Annotated in this window: 23 protein-coding genes and 1 other RNA gene; 13 read left to right on the top strand and 11 right to left on the bottom strand. The window is 59.2% G+C overall.

Annotated features, from left to right (window positions below; all coding sequences use genetic code 11):
- Nucleotides 1-2: 2 nt before the first annotated feature.
- The 8 genes from C1Y43_RS11085 (at nt 3) to C1Y43_RS11050 (ending at nt 4,283) form a co-directional block, all read left to right on the top strand.
- Complete coding sequence (locus C1Y43_RS11085) at nt 3-677, top strand: DedA family protein (RefSeq protein ID WP_021509705.1); 675 nt, start codon at nt 3-5, stop codon at nt 675-677.
- On the top strand, nt 677-1,045 hold the full coding sequence (gene mzrA / locus C1Y43_RS11080) for an EnvZ/OmpR regulon moderator MzrA (protein ID WP_031280145.1): 369 nt from the start codon (nt 677-679) through the stop codon (nt 1,043-1,045). Before C1Y43_RS11085 ends, mzrA begins: the two co-directional genes overlap by 1 nt.
- A gap of 173 nt (nt 1,046-1,218) precedes the next feature.
- Entirely contained in the window at nt 1,219-1,593 is a 375-nt protein-coding gene (locus C1Y43_RS11075) for a DUF1090 domain-containing protein (protein ID WP_136546454.1), read from the top strand.
- Between the two features lie 34 nt (nt 1,594-1,627).
- Complete coding sequence (locus C1Y43_RS11070) at nt 1,628-1,933, top strand: YqjD family protein (protein WP_021509708.1); 306 nt, start codon at nt 1,628-1,630, stop codon at nt 1,931-1,933.
- Between the two features lies 1 nt (nt 1,934).
- The gene (locus tag C1Y43_RS11065) at nt 1,935-2,330 is read left to right on the top strand and encodes a phage holin family protein (RefSeq protein WP_021312955.1); all 396 of its coding nucleotides are present in this window, start codon (nt 1,935-1,937) and stop codon (nt 2,328-2,330) included.
- Nucleotides 2,327-2,611 carry a YqjK-like family protein gene (locus tag C1Y43_RS11060; RefSeq protein WP_010618800.1) on the top strand — a complete coding sequence of 95 codons (285 nt, stop codon included), beginning with the start codon at nt 2,327-2,329 and terminating at the stop codon, nt 2,609-2,611. Before C1Y43_RS11065 ends, C1Y43_RS11060 begins: the two co-directional genes overlap by 4 nt.
- A 206-nt stretch (nt 2,612-2,817) precedes the next feature.
- Nucleotides 2,818-3,228 carry a DoxX family protein gene (locus C1Y43_RS11055; protein ID WP_010618799.1) on the top strand — a complete coding sequence of 137 codons (411 nt, stop codon included), beginning with the start codon at nt 2,818-2,820 and terminating at the stop codon, nt 3,226-3,228.
- Nucleotides 3,229-3,308: 80 nt separating this feature from the next.
- The gene (locus C1Y43_RS11050) at nt 3,309-4,283 is read left to right on the top strand and encodes a glutathione S-transferase family protein (RefSeq protein ID WP_104188214.1); all 975 of its coding nucleotides are present in this window, start codon (nt 3,309-3,311) and stop codon (nt 4,281-4,283) included.
- Between the two features lie 74 nt (nt 4,284-4,357).
- Here C1Y43_RS11050 and mdtI read toward each other — a convergent pair whose 3' ends face one another.
- From mdtI to rsmI, 4 genes are all read right to left on the bottom strand, one after another.
- Nucleotides 4,358-4,687, bottom strand: a complete 330-nt coding sequence (gene mdtI, locus C1Y43_RS11045; protein WP_104188212.1) for a multidrug/spermidine efflux SMR transporter subunit MdtI — start codon at nt 4,685-4,687, stop codon at nt 4,358-4,360.
- Nucleotides 4,674-5,024: a multidrug/spermidine efflux SMR transporter subunit MdtJ gene (gene mdtJ, locus C1Y43_RS11040; RefSeq protein WP_058759849.1), complete on the bottom strand. Its 351-nt coding sequence runs from the start codon at nt 5,022-5,024 to the stop codon at nt 4,674-4,676. Before mdtJ ends, mdtI begins: the two co-directional genes overlap by 14 nt.
- 558 nt (nt 5,025-5,582) lie before the next feature.
- Nucleotides 5,583-5,959, bottom strand: an RNA gene (gene rnpB, locus C1Y43_RS11035) — RNase P RNA component class A.
- Between the two features lie 33 nt (nt 5,960-5,992).
- Nucleotides 5,993-6,856: a 16S rRNA (cytidine(1402)-2'-O)-methyltransferase gene (gene rsmI / locus C1Y43_RS11030; protein ID WP_058759850.1), complete on the bottom strand. Its 864-nt coding sequence runs from the start codon at nt 6,854-6,856 to the stop codon at nt 5,993-5,995.
- Between the two features lie 62 nt (nt 6,857-6,918).
- Between rsmI and C1Y43_RS11025 the strand changes: the two genes are divergently transcribed.
- From C1Y43_RS11025 to dolP, 4 genes are read left to right on the top strand one after another with little or no spacing between them, the layout of a single operon-like run.
- Nucleotides 6,919-8,964, top strand: coding sequence for a penicillin-binding protein activator (locus C1Y43_RS11025; protein ID WP_059012417.1), 2,046 nt, complete (start codon nt 6,919-6,921; stop codon nt 8,962-8,964).
- The gene (locus C1Y43_RS11020) at nt 8,922-9,317 is read left to right on the top strand and encodes a YraN family protein (RefSeq protein ID WP_021509715.1); all 396 of its coding nucleotides are present in this window, start codon (nt 8,922-8,924) and stop codon (nt 9,315-9,317) included. Before C1Y43_RS11025 ends, C1Y43_RS11020 begins: the two co-directional genes overlap by 43 nt.
- Nucleotides 9,318-9,331: 14 nt before the next feature.
- Entirely contained in the window at nt 9,332-9,919 is a 588-nt protein-coding gene (gene diaA / locus C1Y43_RS11015) for a DnaA initiator-associating protein DiaA (protein ID WP_021509716.1), read from the top strand.
- Nucleotides 9,920-9,933: 14 nt separating this feature from the next.
- Nucleotides 9,934-10,506 (top strand): division/outer membrane stress-associated lipid-binding lipoprotein, encoded by a 573-nt coding sequence (gene dolP, locus C1Y43_RS11010; protein WP_021509717.1) that lies wholly within the window; start codon nt 9,934-9,936, stop codon nt 10,504-10,506.
- Between the two features lie 30 nt (nt 10,507-10,536).
- Here the strand turns inward: dolP and C1Y43_RS11005 are convergent, their stop codons facing one another.
- Nucleotides 10,537-11,238: a pirin family protein gene (locus C1Y43_RS11005; RefSeq protein WP_104188211.1), complete on the bottom strand. Its 702-nt coding sequence runs from the start codon at nt 11,236-11,238 to the stop codon at nt 10,537-10,539.
- Between the two features lie 129 nt (nt 11,239-11,367).
- Here C1Y43_RS11005 and C1Y43_RS11000 point away from each other — a divergent pair, with 129 nt between their 5' ends.
- Nucleotides 11,368-12,267, top strand: a complete 900-nt coding sequence (locus tag C1Y43_RS11000; protein WP_021509719.1) for a LysR family transcriptional regulator — start codon at nt 11,368-11,370, stop codon at nt 12,265-12,267.
- A 217-nt stretch (nt 12,268-12,484) separates the two neighbouring features.
- On the opposite strand, the gene C1Y43_RS10995 is transcribed toward C1Y43_RS11000, so the two are convergent.
- The 6 genes from C1Y43_RS10995 to C1Y43_RS10970 form a co-directional block, all read right to left on the bottom strand.
- Nucleotides 12,485-14,395, bottom strand: coding sequence for a transcription antiterminator (locus C1Y43_RS10995; RefSeq protein ID WP_021509720.1), 1,911 nt, complete (start codon nt 14,393-14,395; stop codon nt 12,485-12,487).
- Between the two features lie 24 nt (nt 14,396-14,419).
- A complete protein-coding gene (locus C1Y43_RS10990) occupies nt 14,420-15,157 on the bottom strand; it encodes a KDGP aldolase family protein (RefSeq protein WP_104188209.1) in 738 nt (245 codons plus the stop codon).
- Nucleotides 15,154-16,275, bottom strand: coding sequence for a DgaE family pyridoxal phosphate-dependent ammonia lyase (locus C1Y43_RS10985; protein ID WP_058759854.1), 1,122 nt, complete (start codon nt 16,273-16,275; stop codon nt 15,154-15,156). The genes C1Y43_RS10990 and C1Y43_RS10985 overlap by 4 nt, the downstream gene beginning before the upstream one ends.
- Complete coding sequence (locus tag C1Y43_RS10980; protein WP_021509723.1) at nt 16,259-17,392, bottom strand: amidohydrolase/deacetylase family metallohydrolase; 1,134 nt, start codon at nt 17,390-17,392, stop codon at nt 16,259-16,261. Before C1Y43_RS10980 ends, C1Y43_RS10985 begins: the two co-directional genes overlap by 17 nt.
- Nucleotides 17,393-17,484: 92 nt before the next feature.
- Nucleotides 17,485-18,132, bottom strand: a complete 648-nt coding sequence (locus C1Y43_RS10975; protein ID WP_021509724.1) for a DUF4310 family protein — start codon at nt 18,130-18,132, stop codon at nt 17,485-17,487.
- 12 nt (nt 18,133-18,144) lie between these two features.
- Complete coding sequence (locus C1Y43_RS10970) at nt 18,145-18,921, bottom strand: DUF4311 domain-containing protein (protein ID WP_021509725.1); 777 nt, start codon at nt 18,919-18,921, stop codon at nt 18,145-18,147.
- Nucleotides 18,922-18,926 lie beyond the last annotated feature (5 nt).

The raw sequence follows: 18,926 nt of genomic DNA, 5'->3' as shown, positions 1-18,926 counted from the left end.
TGATGGATATTTTGCAAGCATTGCTGCATGCCCTGTGGCAGCAGGATTACGAAATGCTCTCCGACCCCACCCTGGTGTGGGCGATTTATGGCGTGTTGTTCATGATTCTGTTTCTCGAAAATGGCCTGCTGCCCGCCGCGTTTCTGCCTGGTGACAGTCTGCTGATTCTGGTCGGCGTGCTGATCGCGAAAGGCACCATGAGCTTCCCGCTGACCCTGCTGGTGCTGACCACCGGCGCCAGCCTTGGCTGCTGGGTCAGTTACATTCAGGGCCGCTGGCTTGGCAATACGCCGACGGTGCAGAAATGGCTCTCCCATCTGCCCGCGCAGTATCATCAGCGCGCCCACAGTCTGTTCCACCGCCACGGCTTGTCTGCGCTGCTGATTGGCCGCTTTATCGCCTTTGTCCGTACCCTGCTGCCGACCATTGCCGGCCTCTCTGGCCTGAGCAATGCCCGCTTCCAGTTCTTTAACTGGATGAGCGGCTTCCTGTGGGTGCTGATTCTTACCGTGCTCGGCTTTGCGCTGGGGAAAACACCCATTTTCCGCCGCTATGAAGATGAGCTGATGTTCTGCCTGATGCTGCTGCCGCTGGTGCTGCTGGTCATCGGTCTGGTGGGTTCACTGGTAGTGCTGTGGCGTAAACGTCAGGCGGGTCAGAACGGGAAGTCACAGTAATGACAGGGTTGCGTAATTTCCCCAGGCGTTTACTCCCCTGGCTGTGCGCTGGCGTGCTGGCGCTGCTGGCTATCGGCATTGTGCCCAAACTGATGCAGCATGAAACGGTGGTGAAGATCCGCGTGGCACACAGTGGCACCAATCTGCCGGACGGCTTTTATCTCTACCAGCAGCTTTCGGCGCAGGGCGTGCGGATTAAAAGTATTACCTCGGCAGGCGATGCGCTGGTCATTCATTTTGAGAATGAAGAGCAGAGCCTGGCCGCGCAGAAAGTACTGCGCCGCCTGCTGCCACAGGGCTTTGTCGTGGCGGCGGGTCCGCAGGCGTCACAGCAGGTGGTGGACGCTAATCGCCCCACCTATAGCTGATCCCCGCCGTCGGGTTCACCGCCCGGCGGCACCTCAATCCTCGCTATCCCCGCGTGTTTTTTGAATTTTTTCGTCTGCTGTCTATTCTTAAGTAAGCGCGAGCAGACGACAAGCTGGGATGCCCCTCCTGTCCGGTTTGCGACAGGTCGTCAACAATGGAAGGTAAAAACCTGATGAAACAACAACTACTGCTGGGTGCGATTCTTTTCTCTCTCTCAGGTTCACTGCTGGCAGCGGAATCGCTGTGTCAGCAAAAACAGCAGGATATTCAGCGCGAAATTGAGATGGCGAAACAGCACGACAACCAGCGCCGGGTCACCGGACTGGAACGCGCGCTGACTGAAGTCCGCGCCAACTGCACTGACGAGAAACTGAAATCCGCCCACGCTGAACGTATTGAAGCCCAGCAGCATAAAGTGGCTGAGCGCGAGCGCGAACTGCAGCAGGATCGCCAGGAAGGCAAAGACCAGGAGAAAATCGGTAAGCGCGAACGGAAGCTGGAAGAGGCACGCCAGGAGCTGAAAAAGCTGCAGGCCGAGCCTTATTAATCGGACTTAAATAAATGATGTAATGGAGAACACCATGGCTAAAGACACCACATCTGAACATCTGCGTGCGGAACTGAAAAACCTTGCCGACACCCTGGAAGAAGTGCTGAGCAGCTCGGCTGATAAGTCGAAAAGCGAGCTGGATAAACTGCGTCACAAAGCACGCGGTGCCATTGAGAGTTCACGCGAGCGGCTGGGCGAATCCGGCGAACGCATCGCGCAGACCACGCGTGAAGCGGCGGAAAAAGCGGACGTCTACGTGCGTGAAAATCCGTGGCACGGCGTGGGTATCGGCGCAGCAGTCGGCGTGCTGATCGGCATCCTGATTTCACGTCGTTGATATGAGCGAGAATCAGAGCCACGGCCCAGGCAAAGGGGTCTTCAATGTAGGTCAGCGCGTGGTAACAACGCTGGTTGGCATGGTCGAGACACGCGTGCGGCTGGCCGTTGCCGAGCTGGAAGAGGAAAAGGCCAATCTGATCCAGATGCTGATCATGATAGGCCTGACCATGCTGTTTACCGCTTTCGGATTAATGAGCCTGATGGTGCTGATTATCTGGGCGGTGGATGCGCAGTACCGGCTGATGGCGATTGCCATCACCACCGGCGTGCTATTCGCGCTGGCGCTGATTTTTGGTTTATGGACGTTGCGTAAATCCCGGCAGTCCACGCTATTGCGCCATACGCGCAAAGAGCTGGACACCGATCGCACCTTACTCGAGGAGCATCGCTCATGAGTCAGCGTGAACGAGAAGCACGCATTCATGAATTGCTTAATCAGGTACAGCAGCAGCGGCTGGATCTCAGCGCTGCCCGCCGCGACTGGCTGGAAAGCACCGCGCAGTACGATCGCGGCTGGCTGACGTTTCTCAGCCTGCGCCGCTATCTGGCGATTGGCAGCAGCGCGCTCGCCATCTGGTCGATCCGCAGCCCCAACCGCATCATGCGCTGGGCCAAACGCGGACTCGGCCTGTGGAGCACCTGGCGCATGATCAAATCGGCGATGCCGCCACGCTAACTTCCCCACCTTAAACCGGATCGAAAAGGTTCGGTTTTCCTCCTTCAGAATTCCTGAATAACATCGACAGTTTATCTCGCTTACAACTATTGCTGCGCGCGACTATCATCTCCCTCCATCAGCCCGACGAACTGTTTAACGCGGTTTAGCGGGAAAATAACCCGGCAGGCCAACAACCTGCGCCAAAAACCTTGTTGGAGTAAATGATGAAAAAATTCGAAGACTCAGGCCTGCTGCTGGCACGCGTATTAATGACCATCCTGTTTATTACTGCCGGCTGGGGCAAGATCACCGCCTATGCGGGTACCGCACAGTACATGCAGGCGATGGGCGTGCCCGGCTTCCTGCTGCCTCTGGTGATTCTGCTGGAACTGGGGGGCGGCCTGGCGATTCTGTTCGGCTTCCTGACGCGCTTCACCGCGCTGTTCACCGCCGGCTTCACGCTGCTGACCGCGTTCCTGTTCCACAGCAACTTTGCGGAAGGCGTTAACCAGCTGATGTTCATGAAAAACCTGTCCATCGCCGGTGGTTTCCTGGTGCTGGGTCTGGTGGGTCCGGGCGCCTACAGCATTGACCGCCTGATTCGTCAGCGCTTTATGCCAGCAACCGCACGCTAAGCACACAAGCCGTGCAACAGCACATATACTGAATAGCAGGGGCGGGGATTTTCCTCGCCCCGTTTTTTTATGGAGGGCTTATGGGACAACTGATTGACGGTGTCTGGCATGACACCTGGTACGATACGAAGTCAACCGGTGGCCGCTTCAAACGCACAGAAGCAGTCTGGCGTAACTGGATCACGGCAGACGGCAGCGCCGGGCCAACCGGGAAAGCCGGCTTTGCCGCCGAGCGCGATCGTTATCATTTATACGTTTCGCTGGCCTGCCCGTGGGCGCATCGCACCCTGCTGATGCGTCAGCTGAAGGGGTTAGAAGAGATGATTTCGGTGTCAGTGGTGCACCCGCTGATGCTGGAGAACGGCTGGACCTTCGACGATGACTTCCCCGCCGCGACCGGCGATTCACTGTATCAGAACGAATTCCTCTATCAGCTCTATCTGCATGCCGATCCGCAGTACAGCGGGCGCGTGACCGTGCCGGTGCTGTGGGATAAAAAGCAGCACACTATCGTCAGTAATGAATCCGCCGATATCATCCGTATGTTCAACAGCGCCTTCGACGCGCAGGGCGCTCGCGCCGGCGATTACTACCCGCCCGAGCTGCGTGACAAGATCGACGAACTCAACGGCTGGATTTATGACTCCGTCAATAACGGCGTCTACAAAAGTGGGTTTGCCACGTCACAGTCGGCTTATGATGAAGCCGTAACCGCGCTGTTCCATGCGCTGGCACGGCTGGAGCAGATTCTGGGTCAGCATCGCTATCTGACCGGCGATCGCCTCACCGAAGCCGATCTGCGCCTGTGGACCACGCTGGTGCGCTTTGACCCGGTCTACGTGACCCACTTTAAGTGCGATCGTCATCGCATCAGCGATTACCGTAACCTGAACGGCTTCCTGCGCGATATTTATCAGATGCCGGGCATTGCCGATACGGTGAACCTGCCGCACATCCGCCATCACTACTACTGCAGCCACAAGACCATCAATCCGAACGGCGTTATTTCGCTGGGACCGGCTTTTGACTGGGATGAGCCGCACGGCCGCGGTTAAGCGCTGACTGGCTTACGCATGCCTGCCCTTCTCTCCCACTATTGGGAAAGGAAGGCAGGCAGTATTGCGCTGCCTCAGGCAAATTTGATCAACACCATCCCGGCCAGCAGCAGTGCCACGCCCAGCCAGCCGCGGGTGTTCAGGCGTTGTCCGAACAGGATCCAGCCTGCCGTTACGGTAGCCACCAGACCGAAACCGCCCCACAAGGCGTAGGCTACCGAGAGATCGATCCCCTTCACCGCCTGCGACAGGGCACTGAATGCCGCCAGGACAGCCACCAGCGATACCACGCCATACAGCGGACGGCGGAAGCCGTTGGCGTATTTCAGCGCGATGTTCGCCACAATTTCCAGCACAATGGCCAGCGCCAGCCAGGCCAGATGCACGACGTTAAGCGTGGTCATGACGCAGCTCCTTACGGCTGAATGTCCCCGCTTTGATCAGCGCGATACCCGCGATCAGCGTGATTAAACCCGCCGCCTTCATCACCGACAGCGCCTCGTCAAACAGCATCACGCTGAACAGGGTGATAAACAGAATACCGACGCCTTCCCACATGGCATAAGCCACGCCAAGGGCAATACGTTTAACGGCAAAGGTGAGGAAGATGTATGACAGGGCGATCATCAACAGCATAAAAATATAGCCGGCGCTGCCGCCATTAACGCTGGCCCATTTCATTGACACGGTGCCCGTAATTTCGGCAGCAATCGCTAACGCTAATAAAATCCAGTACAGCATGATTTCTCTCCTGTGAGAAATAAACGCCATTCACGCGCAAACAGCAGCGTGATAGCTGAAAAAGATAAAAAGCTAAGAAGGAGAGAAAAAACTACAGCGCGAAGCGCCAGTGCCGATCGCTCAGTGAGCAGGAGAAAACGCAGGTAGGTGAAGAGGTTAATACGTAAAGTGTAACGAAATGGTTATCCATAATTTTACAACTTATCCACGTTGTTGCTTTTCCCGGTGTGGATGAAAAATTGTCCTCAGTAGTTGAACACGCGCCTATTCTGGCACAGGGAAAAGAATGTTTTTGCGGATTTGCGTTTCTTTACGCAGAGAAATGGGAGTTTTGTGCGGTTTTATCTGTCTACGTGCGGTTTTCTGCCCTCACCCTAACCCTCTCCCACGGGGAGAGGGAATAGTTAAGTGTGGTGTTGGAGGCCGAATACTCAACTCATCCCACGCACAATCGGTCCCTTCTCCCGCTTGCGGGAGAAGGTTAGGATGAGGGACAGCACGCACCCTCCCCAAAAACAAGACGCCCGCAGATTTTCATCTGCGGGCGTCTTTATAAAAAGTCGAAACTGACCGATAAGCCGGGTTCTGTCGTGGACAGTCATTCATCTAGGCCAGCAATCGCTCACTGGCTCAAGCAGCCTACCCGGGTTCAGTACGGGCCGTACCATGTGAACCCCTATTTGGCCTTGCTCCGGGTGGAGTTTACCGTGCCACGGACTGTTGCCAGCCGCGCGGTGCGCTCTTACCGCACCCTTTCACCCTTACCTGATCCCATTACTGGGCCATCGGCGGTTTGCTCTCTGTTGCACTGGTCGTAGGCTTGCGCCCCCCAGGCGTTACCTGGCACCCTGCCCTATGGAGCCCGGACTTTCCTCCCCTCTGCCCGTCTCCCCCGAAAGGGACGACGACAAAGCGGCGACTGTCTGGTCAGCTTCGGCGCGGGATAATAGGCGATCCGCCCGCGTTTGTCACGCCTCTTGCTGCTCCAGCGCATACTTGTACAGGGCGTTTTTCTTAACGCCATGAATTTCCGCCGTCAGCGCCGCCGCCTTTTTCAGCGGCAGCTCAGCCTGCAGCAGCGCCAGCGTGCGCAGCGCCTCTGCCGGCAGCGTCTCTTCATCCGCTTTATGGCCTTCGACAATTAGCACCATCTCGCCCTTGCGGCGATTCTCATCCGCCTGCACCCACGCCAGCAATTCACCGACCGGCGCACCGTACAATGACTCCCAGGTTTTGGTCAGCTCCCGTGCCAGCACCACGTAGCGCGCCGCGCCCCATACGCTGACCATATCCTGTAGCGTATCCAGCACGCGATGGGTCGATTCGTAGAAAATCAGCGTGCGCGGCTCGTCACTCAGTGCACGCAGCGCATCGCAACGTCCTTTACTTTTGGCCGGCAGAAACCCTTCGTAACAGAAACGATCGGACGGTAATCCCGCCGCGCTCAATGCTGTGATCGCCGCGCAGGCACCGGGCAACGGCACCACACGCACCCCGGCCTCGCGGCAACGGCGCACCAGATGGTAGCCCGGATCGTTGATTAACGGCGTGCCCGCATCGGAAACCAGCGCAATGCTCTGGCCCTCCTGCAGCTTCGCTAACAGCACGTCGGCCTTCTGCTGTTCGTTATGGTCGTGAAGTGCGAACAGTCGCGCATTGATGGCGAAATGTTGTAGCAACAGCCCGGTATGACGTGTATCTTCCGCAGCGACCAGATCGACGCTCGCAAGCACCGTCAGCGCACGCTGCGTGATATCACCCAGGTTACCGATCGGGGTAGGAACGATATAGAGCGTGCTGGCAGAAATCTCTGCCCGATCGAGTTGTTTCATTGTTTCATCCGAATTGCCGATTTAATATTGAGCATCTTGAAAAAAACATCACTGGATACAGTATGCTTCCTTCGAAAGTCGTACGTCATAAAGCAGGACGCCTGGTCCCTGTTTTGCTCGCGGGCCTGATTCTGGCCGCCTGTAGCGGCCAGGGACCGCAGCAAACCTCAAGCGTAAACGTGCAGGGTCCTGCCACGGGCCGCTCTGACTATTATCTGCAGCAGGTGCAGCAAAGCAGCGATGATAGCAAGACCGACTGGCAATTACTTGCCATCCGTGCCCTGCTGAAGGAAGGAAAGTATCCACAGGCGCAAAACCAGCTCGGTCAGCTGCCACAGCAGCTCTCTGATGTACAACAGCAGGAACTGCTGCTGCTGCGCGCCCAGCTGCAAATTGCCCAGCAGGATTTCAACGGTGCTCAGCAGCTGCTGGGACAGATAAAAGCCGCTGACCTGTCGCAGGATCAGCAGGTGCGCTACTACGCGCTGCAGATTGCCGCTGCGCAAAATCGTCCGTCGCTCGCGCTGCTGCGCGCCTATATTGCTCAGGAACCGCTGCTGAAAGGCGCCGATCACCAGAGCAATATTGACGCCACCTGGCAGGCGCTGACCCAGCTAACCCAGGATCAGCTCAACAGCGTGGTGATCAACGCCGACGAAAATACGCTGCAGGGCTGGCTCGACCTGCTGAATACCTGGCACGCCAACAGTCAGGATGCCCAGATGCTGAAAGCCGCCATTAGCGACTGGCAGACGCGCTATCCGCAAAACCCTGGCGCGAAAACCCTGCCGACCCAGCTCAGCCAGGTGCAGAACTTCACTAAAGCTTCGACCAGCACTATCGCGCTGCTGCTGCCGCTTAATGGTCAGGCGCAGGTGTTCGCCAGTGCCATCCAGAAAGGCTTCAACGATGCGAAAAACGGTGTGCTGACTGCGCCGGCAGCCCCTGCCGCACCCGCCAGCAGCGATGCCAGCGCCTCCACGCAACAGCCCGCCAGCACGGCAACACCAGCCAGTGGCGATGCCAACGCGGTAGTCAGTCCGTCGGCCGCGGCCATCACGCCGTCAGACAGCGCACAGCCGCAGCAGCCCGCCGCACAGCCAGCCGTCGCGCAGCCTGCCAGCAGCGCCCAGGTGAAAGTGTATGACACCAGCAGCCAGCCGATTGCTCAGGTGATGCAGCAGGCGCAGCAGGATGGTGCCACCCTGGTGGTTGGTCCGCTGCTGAAAAATAACGTGGAACAGGTCGCCAACAGCCAGACACCGCTGAACGTGCTGGCGCTCAACGAACCAGAGCAGATCCAGAACCATCCGAATATTTGCTATTTTGCGCTTTCTCCTGAAGACGAAGCGCGCGATGCCGCGCACCATATCTGGGATCAGGGCAAACGCCAGCCGTTGCTGCTGATGCCGCGCAGTAGCTATGGCGACCGCGTGGGCAAAGCGTTTGCGCAGGAGTGGCAGAAGCTGGGCGGCGCAACCGTGCTGCAGCAGCGTTTCGGCGGCGTGGGCGAGCTGAAACAGGGCATCAACAGCGGCGCCGGTATTGCACTGAGCGGCACGCCGCTGACGGTACAGCCGGACCAGCCGCAGGGCGTGGCGGTCGCCGGTCTGACGATTCCGGCACCGCAGACGAGCGCTCCTGCACCTGAGAGCGCCAGCAGCAGCGGCAGCGTTGATGCGGTTTACATTATTGCTACCCAGGACGAACTGCAGCTGATCAAGCCGATGATTGCCATGCGCACCAGCAGCCGCAATAACATCGCCCTGTATGCCAGCTCGCGCAGCGCGCAGGCCGGTGCCGGTCCGGACTTCCGGCTGGAGATGGATGGCCTGCAGTTCAGCGATATTCCGCTGCTGTCCGGCGCCAATCCTGGCCTGATGCAGCAGGCGGCGCGCAGTTTCAACAACGACTATTCGCTGGTACGCCTCTATGCGATGGGCATTGATGCCTGGACGCTGGCGAACCAGTTTAACCAGATGCGTCAGGTACCGGGCTTCGCCATTGATGGCAACACCGGCAAGCTGAGCGCCGACACGGATTGCGTGATCAACAGGAAGTTGGCATGGAACCAGTATCGTCAGGGACAAATCGTTCCGGTGCAGTAAACCGCCAGCGCCTCGGCGCTGAGCAGGAGCAGCAGGCGCGTCGCTACCTTGAGCGCGCCGGACTGCAGTGGGAAGCCAGCAATGTGCGCTGCCGCAGCGGGGAAATCGACCTGATTATGCGCGACGCGGATTGCTGGGTGTTTGTTGAAGTGCGCTATCGGCGCGATGCACGTTTTGGCGGCGCGGCTGCCAGCGTGACGCGCCAGAAACAACAAAAGCTGCTGCGTACCGCTGCGCTGTGGTTGCTGGCACGCGGCGGCAGTTTTGATACGGTGAATTGCCGTTTTGACATCATCGCCATCACCGGGCGCGAACTGGTGTGGCTGGCCGATGCCTTTCGTGCGGATGGATAGAACCAGGTGGTCTTGTGCAGGACAGAATTAAAGCGTGTTTTACCGAAAGTATTCAGACGCAAATCGCCGCAGCCGAAGCGCTGCCAGATGCGATTTCCCGCGCCGCGATGACGCTGGTGCAGTCACTGCTGAACGGCAACAAAATCCTCAGCTGCGGTAACGGCGCCTCGGCGGCTAACGCCCAGCATTTTGCCGCCAGCATGATTAACCGTTTTGAGACTGAGCGTCCCAGCCTGCCGGCGCTGGCGCTGAGTGCGGACAATGTGATGCTGACGGCAATCGGTAACGACCGTCTGCACGACGAAATTTATGCCAAGCAGGTTCGTGCGCTTGGACAGGCCGGCGACGTTCTGCTGGCCATCTCCACCCGTGGCAACACCCGCGATATTGTTAAAGCGGTGGAAGCTGCGGTTACCCGCGATATGACTATCGTCGCGCTGACCGGCCATGACGGCGGTGAGCTGGCGGGCCTGCTCGGTCCGCACGATGTGGAAATTCGCATTCCGTCACATCGCAGCGCACGCATTCAGGAGATGCATATGCTGACGCTGAACTGCCTGTGCGATTTGATTGATAACACCTTGTTCCCACACCAGGAATGACTGAAGGAGCTCAAATGAAAGCATTGAACGCTATCGCCATTCTGTTAACCGCCATGCTGCTGCAGGGCTGCGTGGCGGTTGTCGCCGGCGGCGCAGCGGTCGCCACCAAAACCGCCACCGACCCGCGTACCGTGGGCACGCAGGTTGATGACGGCACGCTGGAGCTGCGCGTCACTAACGCGCTGGCAAAAGATGAGCAGATCAAAAATCAGGCGCGCGTGGTCGTGACCGCGTATCAGGGCAAAGTACTGCTGACCGGTCAGGCACCGTCAGCCGATCTCGCCAGCCGGGCGAAACAGATCGCCATGGGCGTTGATGGCGCGACAGAGGTGTATAACGAGATTCGCACCGGGCAGAAAGTGAGCCTTGGCACGTCTTCATCGGATACGTGGATCACCACCAAAATCCGCTCGCAGCTGCTGGGCAGCGATCAGGTGAAATCGTCCAACGTGAAAGTCACCACTGAGAACGGGGAAGTGTTCCTGCTGGGTCTGGTAACGCAGGAAGAAGCGAAGGCAGCAGCGGATATCGCCAGCCGTGTCAGCGGCGTGAAGCACGTCACCACCGCCTTTACCATTCTGAAATAATGCCACAGGCGGCCAGCAGGGCCGCCTTTTTTACACCGGAATATCAATTACCAGCGCACGCAGCGGCGTTTCCGCCTGCAGCGTAATCTGCGCCTCTTCACTGACAAACGCCCCATCGCCACAGCGCAGCTGCTCCTGATGCGCACTGCTGGCCCGTACCTCAAGCGCACCGTGAATCGACTGCAAATAGGCGCGCGGTCCGTGCAGCGCCAGGCTGTACTGCTCGCCCGGTGCCAGCGTGACCTGATGTACCCACACTTGCTGGCGCAGCTGCAAGCTGCCGTCCGCGCCATCCGGTGACGCAATCAGCACATGGGTTTGCTGCGGCAGCGCACGTTTTTGCAGCAGCGGATTTTCCCGTTCCGGACAGGCGGCCAGCCACAGCTGCATGCGCGTCAGTGGGCGATCCTTGCTGATATTGTGTTCGCTGTAATTGACGCCCTGACGAGCCGACAGCAGCATCGCTTCGCCCTCGAGCGCCACCAGGTGATTGCCTTCGCTGTCGCGGTATTCGGCTTCACCCTGCAGCACCAGGTTGAGCACATCCACCTGCGGATAGGTGCGCGGCTGAAATGCCGCACCGGGTGCCAGCACTTCCTGATTCAGCACGCGCAGCGAGGCGTAGCCCATCAGCTGGGGATCAAAATAGTGGCCAAATGAGAAGCTATAGCGCGCCTGCAACCAACCGAAATCGGCCTGGCCACATGCGGACGCGCAGCGGGTTGTCATCATGCTTTACCTCCGACGCACTGCGGTGAGAATCCACCACAGGCTTTATACGTCAATGGTAAAAGGCTGGACGCCGGATTGTTAGCCAGTTAATCTGCCTGGCATATTCAAATTTACTGACAGAGAGTCGGCATGGCTAAAGAGCGCGCGTTAACCCTGGAAGCTTTACGTGTGATGGATGCTATTGACCGTCGCGGCAGCTTCGCCGCGGCGGCCGACGAGCTGGGACGCGTGCCATCGGCGCTGAGCTATACCATGCAGAAGCTGGAAGAGGAGCTGGATGTGGTGCTGTTTGACCGCTCCGGCCATCGCACCAAATTCACCAACGTCGGGCGAATGCTGCTGGAACGCGGCCGCGTGCTGCTGGAAGCCGCCGATAAACTCACCACCGATGCCGAAGCGCTGGCGCGCGGCTGGGAAACCCATCTGACTATCGTGGCCGAAGCGCTGATCCCGACCGAGCTGCTGTTCCCGCTGGTAGAGAAGCTGGCCGAGAAAGCCAATACGCAGATTTCGCTGGTCACCGAAGTGCTGGCGGGCGCATGGGAGCGACTGGAACAGGGGCGCGCCGACATCGTGATCGCGCCGGATTTGCATTTTCGCGCCTCCACCGAAATCAACACGCGCAAGCTGTACAGCATTATGAGCGTGTATGTTGCCAGTCCGGATCACCCGATTCATCAGGAAGCGGAGCCGCTGTCCGAGGTCACGCGCGTTAAGTATCGCGGCATCGCCGTAGCGGACACCGCGCGCGAACGTCCGGTATTGACGGTGCAGCTGCTGGACAAACAGCAGCGCCTGACGGTAAGCAGCATGGATGATAAACGCCGCGCGCTGCTGGCCGGTCTGGGCGTAGCGACCATGCCCTATCCGATGGTAGAGAAAGATATCGCCGAAGGCCGCCTGCGCGTCGTCAGCGCCGAGTACACCCGTGAGGTGGATATTATTATGGCGTGGCGCCGCGATAGCATGGGTGAAGCCAAAGCCTGGTGCCTGCGTGAGATTCCGAAACTGCTGGCGAAACGCGGCTGATTTCTGGTGCTGGCGGCCTTTCGCCCTCACCCCAGCCCTCACCCCAGCCCTCTCCCGCACGCGGGAGAGGGAGCCGTCCTGGCGTGGTTTGAGGGCCAGAATTCAGTCATTCCACCGGGCCTGAGGATCAGCGCCTGAACTCACTCACCGCTGGATCGGTCCCCTCGCCCGCTAGCGGGAGAGGGTTAGGGTGAGGGACAAACCGCACCCATCCCCATCACAACCGGCTCAGACAATCCATCGCCACCGCTTTAAAGCTGACGAAATCAGCGCAGTCGCGCAATCTTGTCACCGCCCTTTCGCGCAGGAAGGTGACAAACAGATCGTAAATCGCCATCGCCTCCTCATATTCACTCTTACTGATCGCCAGCAGGAAAATCACTGAGGCCGTCTCATCGCCCCAGCTCACGCCGTGCGGTGCCAGCACGGTATAAACCACGGTTTTTTTAGCCAGTAATCCCAGCGAGTGTGGCAGCGCAATCCCTTCGCCCAGCATGGTACTGACAATCGCTTCACGCTCTTCGACTGAAGGATAAAAATCAGCATCGACATAGCCCTCCGCCTCGAGCCGATCGCACAGCAGGCGGAACAGCGCCGACTGGCTCATTGGCCGGTCGAGCACCATGAAATGCTGCGCGTCGAAGTACTTCTCCAGCATGTAAGGCCGGGTGCGATCCACCAGCACCAGCTTGCCGAGCTGTTCCAGCTGAAACTCCGTAGGGAATGGCGACATCATCACTACCGGCTTGTTCTTCTCGCTGAGCCGCGCGGTTGAAATAACAAAATCTTCATCAATGTGTGCACGCACTTCGTAGTCGCGCTGCGACAGCCGCGCCGTCACCACCAGCTGCGGGTATTTGCGCAGCAGCAGCGCCTCGATCATGCGCAGCGTGGAGTTGCCGCTGTCGCAAACCAGCAACACCTGCGGGTGTCGCTGGTAGCCGACATCATAATGTCGCTCCAGCCCGACGCCGATGTGCAGCACCAGAAAGCCAATCTCGTTTTCGCTGATGGTATACGGCGTGTATTTGCCCCAGCTGGTGACGGCCGCCAGCGTCACATCGTAGGCCATCGGGTAGTGCTGTTTGATGTTACTCAGCAGCGGATTGGGGATGTGGATCTGATAGCGCACGCGGGTAATCATGGTTTTGATGTGCGTGAGCAGATCGGCGCGCAGCTGCTCATCCTGCTGCAGCCGGTAGTTGTAATGGGTGTTGATGTAGTTAAGCAGGTAATCCACCAGCGCATCCGCGTCATCGGCGTTGATGGTGCTGGGGGCCAGCGCCTGAATCTGCCGCGCCGCAATATTGACGCGCAGCCAGTTCTCTTCCGCCTGCGAGATGCCTTTGCCCACCAGCGGGCGCATCAGATTAACCAGATCGTGCGCCGCCTCGCGTATCTCCTCGCCGACATCCTCCGCGCCGGGATCGCTGAGCGGGAAGCCTTCGCTGATGCGGCGCACCGCCACCGCGCAGTAGATCAGCAGATAGCGCTCGCCCTCATCGCTCAGCCGGATGGCGTGCTGCGTGAAGCACTGCGCCAGCAACGGCTGCAGCTGCGCCAGCATGCCGCTGTGCAGCGCCTCGACCGTCAGCAGCGGGCTGTCCGGCGTCTGCTGGTCGATTTGCCACAGCAGATCGGTCAGGCAGGTGCGAATCGCCGCCTCGCTGCCAAACAGTTTCATACCGTAGCGCGGCTTGGTTTCGATGTTGAGATGATAGCGGCCCAGCCACTCGCGCACTTCCGCCATATCGCTCTGCAGCGTGGCGCGGCTGACGAACCACTCTTCCGACAGATCTTCCAGCTTGAGCGAATACGCGGCGGTGAGAAAGCGGCTCAGCAAATAGCGCACCCGATCCTGCGAGGTGCGCGGCACCCGCAGCGGTGCCGCACTCTCCTGCTGCAGGCGGCCGAAGCGCACCGCGTCGTCGATTTTTAGCTGATAGCCCGCGCCGCGCGCCAGCACGAACTGAGCGCCGTGCTGTTCCAGCAGCGCATTGAGCGCGGTGATGTCGGTGCGCACCGTGCGCGTTGAAACGGAAAAACGCCGCGCCAGCTCATCCTGTGGCAGCGTTTCGCTTTGCAGCGCCGCGAAGAGTTGAGCTAAACGCTGATTGGGAAATCTCACGGAGCCTCACCTGTTACTCATTTGTTACAGCAGTTTCTTGCACGTTGCCAGAAGCTGACGCACATCGTCAATGCGCGTGTCGCCGCTGACGCTATCAATAATTGAGCTGTAAACGTGCGGGATGACTTTACTGACCCCGGCCTCCAGAGCAATCCGCACAATCTCTTCGAAATTACTGAGATCGATACCGCCGGTCGGCTCCAGCCAGAAATCATGGTGCGCACAGGCGTCCGCCACCGCGCGATACTCCTCCACCGCTTTCAGGCCGCCCATCGGGAAATACTTCACCGAACTGCCGCCCATATCCTGCAGCATGGCGATCGCCGTGGCGATCGGCACAATGCCGTCCGCCGCCTGCGAACTGCGCGGACCGGTGGAGATTTTCACCTTGCCCGGCGTGCCGGTTGGTGAAACCAGACCGTTCACGATAGTGTGTGACTGTCCGAGCAGCGCGCGGCTGGTGGCCACGCCGGTAAAGACCTGATTAACGTGCTGCGGCTGCAGTTCTGCCGAGATTTCACTGACCATCGCCGACTGATTCGGGTCGCCCGCGCCCAGCCCGACCGACAGCGCATTATCAATCAGCGCCGCGTACTCGCGCATATCGGCAATCGCGGCCTCATTCGAGGCGTAGTTTTTCGACAAAACGCCGACCAGCACATGCCCTTCTGCCGCCTGCCAGATCGCCTGCGCATTCTGCTTTGAACCGGCCAGCACGTTGAGGCACAGACGGCCCTGATAGAAATTGGGGTTGAGATTCATGCGCGTTTTCCTCCGCTGAGCAGCGCCTGGATGCGGCTAAAGATGATGTGCAGCTGTTCCGCGCTGACGCTGCGCACATCCGCTTCGATAATGCCTTCGTTGGCTTTATAGCCGCGGAAATAGATGGCGATGTCGCCGTTTTTCAGCGCCTGCACCAGCTCGCCGGTTGGCCAGCCCGTCACCGCTTCATCAAATTTGATCTCAGCGCGGGCGATATCACGACCGGCCGCATCCCACACCACGCGCGCGCTGACGCCGTTCAGCGTGTTGAGGTTATCGATAAAGGGCGTCATCTTCGCCACCATGTCGGCACCGCTGGTTTTGCTCTGCAGCAGGTAGTTTTCAATCGCCTGAGTCAGACCGAGAATGCCCTCTTTGCCGACTTTCATCGCGCGGCCAATGCCGTTGCTCTGGCGTTTCACCCACTCGACGTACTGGCTGCGGCCAATCACCAGGCCGCTGGTTGGCCCCTCAATCGCTTTGGCACCGCTGTAGATCACCAGGTCGGCGCCCATCTGGTAATAGCACTGCAAATCCTCTTCGGCCGCCGCATCGACAATCAGCGGAATACCGTGTTTGCGCGCGACTACTGCCGCCTGTTCGACGCTGAGATGGCTTTTCTGCACACAGTGATGCGACTTGACGTACAGCAGCGCCGCGGTGGTCGGCGTGATGGCCGCCGCCAGCTGTTCTGGCGAGCACTCGTTGCTGTAGCCGGCCTCAATCAGGCGTCCGCCGCCCAGCGCCACCATGCTGCCCACCGGCGCGCCGTAGTTCACGTTATGGCCTTTCGGCACCACAATGTCGTGCGGCACGCTGAGCGGCGCGGCGTGCAGGTTATCCAGCAGCCAGTCGTTATCTTTAACGATCACCGCCGCTACGCACTGGGCAATACCGGCCGAGGCGCAGGACACTACCACCGCGTTTTCGACTTCCAGCAGGCGCGCGATGTAGGCACCGGTTTTGTTGACCAGATCTTTGATCTCAAAGTAGTGATTGAGGCCGTAGCTGACGGTATCCACCACGTCGGCGGACGGCGTCGACACGCCAAGAATGGTCATACGGCCGGAGGCGTTGATCACCTGTTTCAGGTCATATTTCTCATAAATCGAAGACATGATGCGCTTTCCCTTCCTCAGTCAGATGCCACTGGCCCGCGATCACCACGGCCAGCGGCAGCAAATGTTGCTCACCCGTGACCCGTTCGCCTTCAGCATCGACGAACGGGCGGGCTTCCTCTTTGACGGTAAAAATGGTCAGATCGGCGTCATAACCGGCGGTCAGATGCCCTTTACCGGCCAGACGCAGACCCGCTGCGGCATTAACGGTGACGCAGGCGATCACCTGCGGCAGCGTCATGCCGATGGAGAAAAATTTCGACATCACGTGCGCCAGGCTGTGCACCGGGCCGTTGATGCGGTTGCGACAATAGATATCGGAGCTGATGGTGTCCGGCAGAATGCCCTGGGCAATCGCCTCGCGCGCCACCGCAAAACTGAAGCTGGCGCTGCCGTGGCCGATATCCAGCTTCACGCCGCGCGCGATCGCCTGCTTTACCGCCGCTTTCAGCTCGCCCTGCGGTGACAGAATGCGGTTCGGCTTGCCGTTGAAGCAGTGAGTGATGATGTCGCCGGAAGTGAGCAGCGCGGCGATCTCCTCCAGCACTGGCGGGTTGTTACCGATGTGCACCATCAGTGGCAGATTGCCCGCCGCCTGCTGAATGGCTTTGGCGCGCACCAGCGGCTGAATGCCGTTGTCGCCGACCACGCTGCTGCTCATGCGTGCCTTCAGGCCGACAATAAAGTCCGGGCGACGCTGTACCGCCTGCACCACCGCTTCGCCGTCGATCTGCGCCATATCGGCCAGCTCGTTCTGCGTGACGATGCCGGTGCGCGAGATGTTGATCAGCGCGCGCACTTCGGTCTTCGCGCTGCGCGTCAGCTGATAAAAGTCGTCGATGTGATCGGCACCGGTGCTGCCCGCATCCACCACGGTGGTGACGCCCTGCGCCACGCCAATCGCGTCGGCTTCGTCGTGGTAAATCGGCGATTTGGGATAGCAGTGTACGTGGCTGTCAATCCAGCCGGCACTGACGTAGTAGCGGCCGCCGAGATCGCGCTCCTGTTGCGCTGCGCCGTCCACCTTACCGACCGCCGCGATTTTGCCGGCGCGAATCGCGATATCCACCAGCTGTTCATCACACAGACGCGCGCGGCGCAGAATCAGATCAAACATAAAACCCCCATTTACAGAGCGCACATGCCGTAGCGGCGCAATTTATTGCGCGATAAATCGCGCCGCTACGGGATTGTGCAGCCATTTCGCGCTTACAGCGAAACCGGGAAGATAGCGCCAAGCACCATGGCACCGAGAATTGCGCCGCCGGTAATCGGCTTGTTCCACAGGTAAAACAGCAGCGCACCGACCAGCGAACCGAGGCCGATCGGAATTGACGCCGCCATGGCAGACAGAATAATCAGTGGACCAAGGAAGCGACCCGAGGCATTACCGGCCCCCATCATTACGTCCGCGCCGTAGGTGGAATCGCTCTGGTTGATGGTGAATTTACGCGCGAGGATAATCACGTAGCCAATCGCCACGCCAATCACCAGCCCGGTAGCCAGCGAGGCGGCAAAGTTCGCCACCGGAAACACGATACCGGCTCCCAGCAGCAGCGCCGGCACACCGAGGCCGACGCCGGTCTGAATCGCGCCGCCGATATCCAGAATCCCTACCAGCGAGCCTTCAATGATGCGGGCAAACAGGAAGCTGGCACCAAACGCCGCCACCGCGCCGTACACGCCGGTTTCCATGCCGGAGCGCAGCATCGAAACGAATGCCACTTCGTTAAAAGCACCGATGCCGTACAGGTAGTACATGTGCGTCCCGGCGAATACGCCGGAGGAGAGCAGGCCGACAAACAGCGGGAAAGACCAGTCGGCGTACCAGAACCCTTTGTTTTCGTTCTCGTTCATGCTGAAGGCTCCTTATTTGCCGCTCAGGCTGTTGTGGATCATGTCGAGCCAGCCAGGGATGCCGAGCTGGAAGGATTGCAGCAGTTTCACATCGAAGCCACGGAAGAAGCCGCTCAGCACAAACAGCAGGACAATCGCAGCCATCATCACTTTGGTGACTTTGTTCCAGCCGCTCTCTTCCACGCCTTTACCGATCAGAATGCCCAGCACCAGACCCGGCACGGCGTTACCCATGATCAACTGCGCCAGACCACCAAAAATGGTTGCCCAGAAGCCCGATTTCTTACCGGCATCAATTGCCGCCAGCCAGAAGATCACCGGCATCACCGTGTTCACCAGCAGATTCGCCGCCGGCACCAGCACTTTTACCGCGGTAACCTGCAGCGCAGCCGGTACGGCGGAAGCGGTACTGTTCAGGAAGGCCACCACGATCATGCCGATGATGCCGCAGGCAATCGCCATGCGCTTCGGGTTATGCAGCGTTTCCGCGACGTTGCGGTTCTTTACCATCAGTGCGGCCGCGCCCCAGTTCGGCAGAATGCGGTGATCCACATCCTGCGTGAAGGAGCCCGCGGCAACGGAGGATGCCCAGGCGTTAAAGAAGAAGCCGAGACCAAAGGAGAAGTGCGAAGCCGGATCGCCCTCGCAGGAGTTGAGCTCGCCCAGCGTACGGAAGGCACCCATCCCCTGCGTGACGGGCGCGTGGAACATGCGCGCCGCGCCCGCTCCAACGCCCACGCCGACTAATCCACCTATGATCAACGACTTAAACAAAATGATTAAAAACATATTGT

This window comes from Pantoea sp. ICBG 828 (assembly GCF_002928355.1).
Taxonomy (GTDB): Bacteria; Pseudomonadota; Gammaproteobacteria; order Enterobacterales; family Enterobacteriaceae; genus Pantoea; species Pantoea dispersa.
The sequence above is the reverse complement of the archived record's forward strand: the minus strand, read 5'-3'. Positions and strand labels throughout refer to the sequence as shown.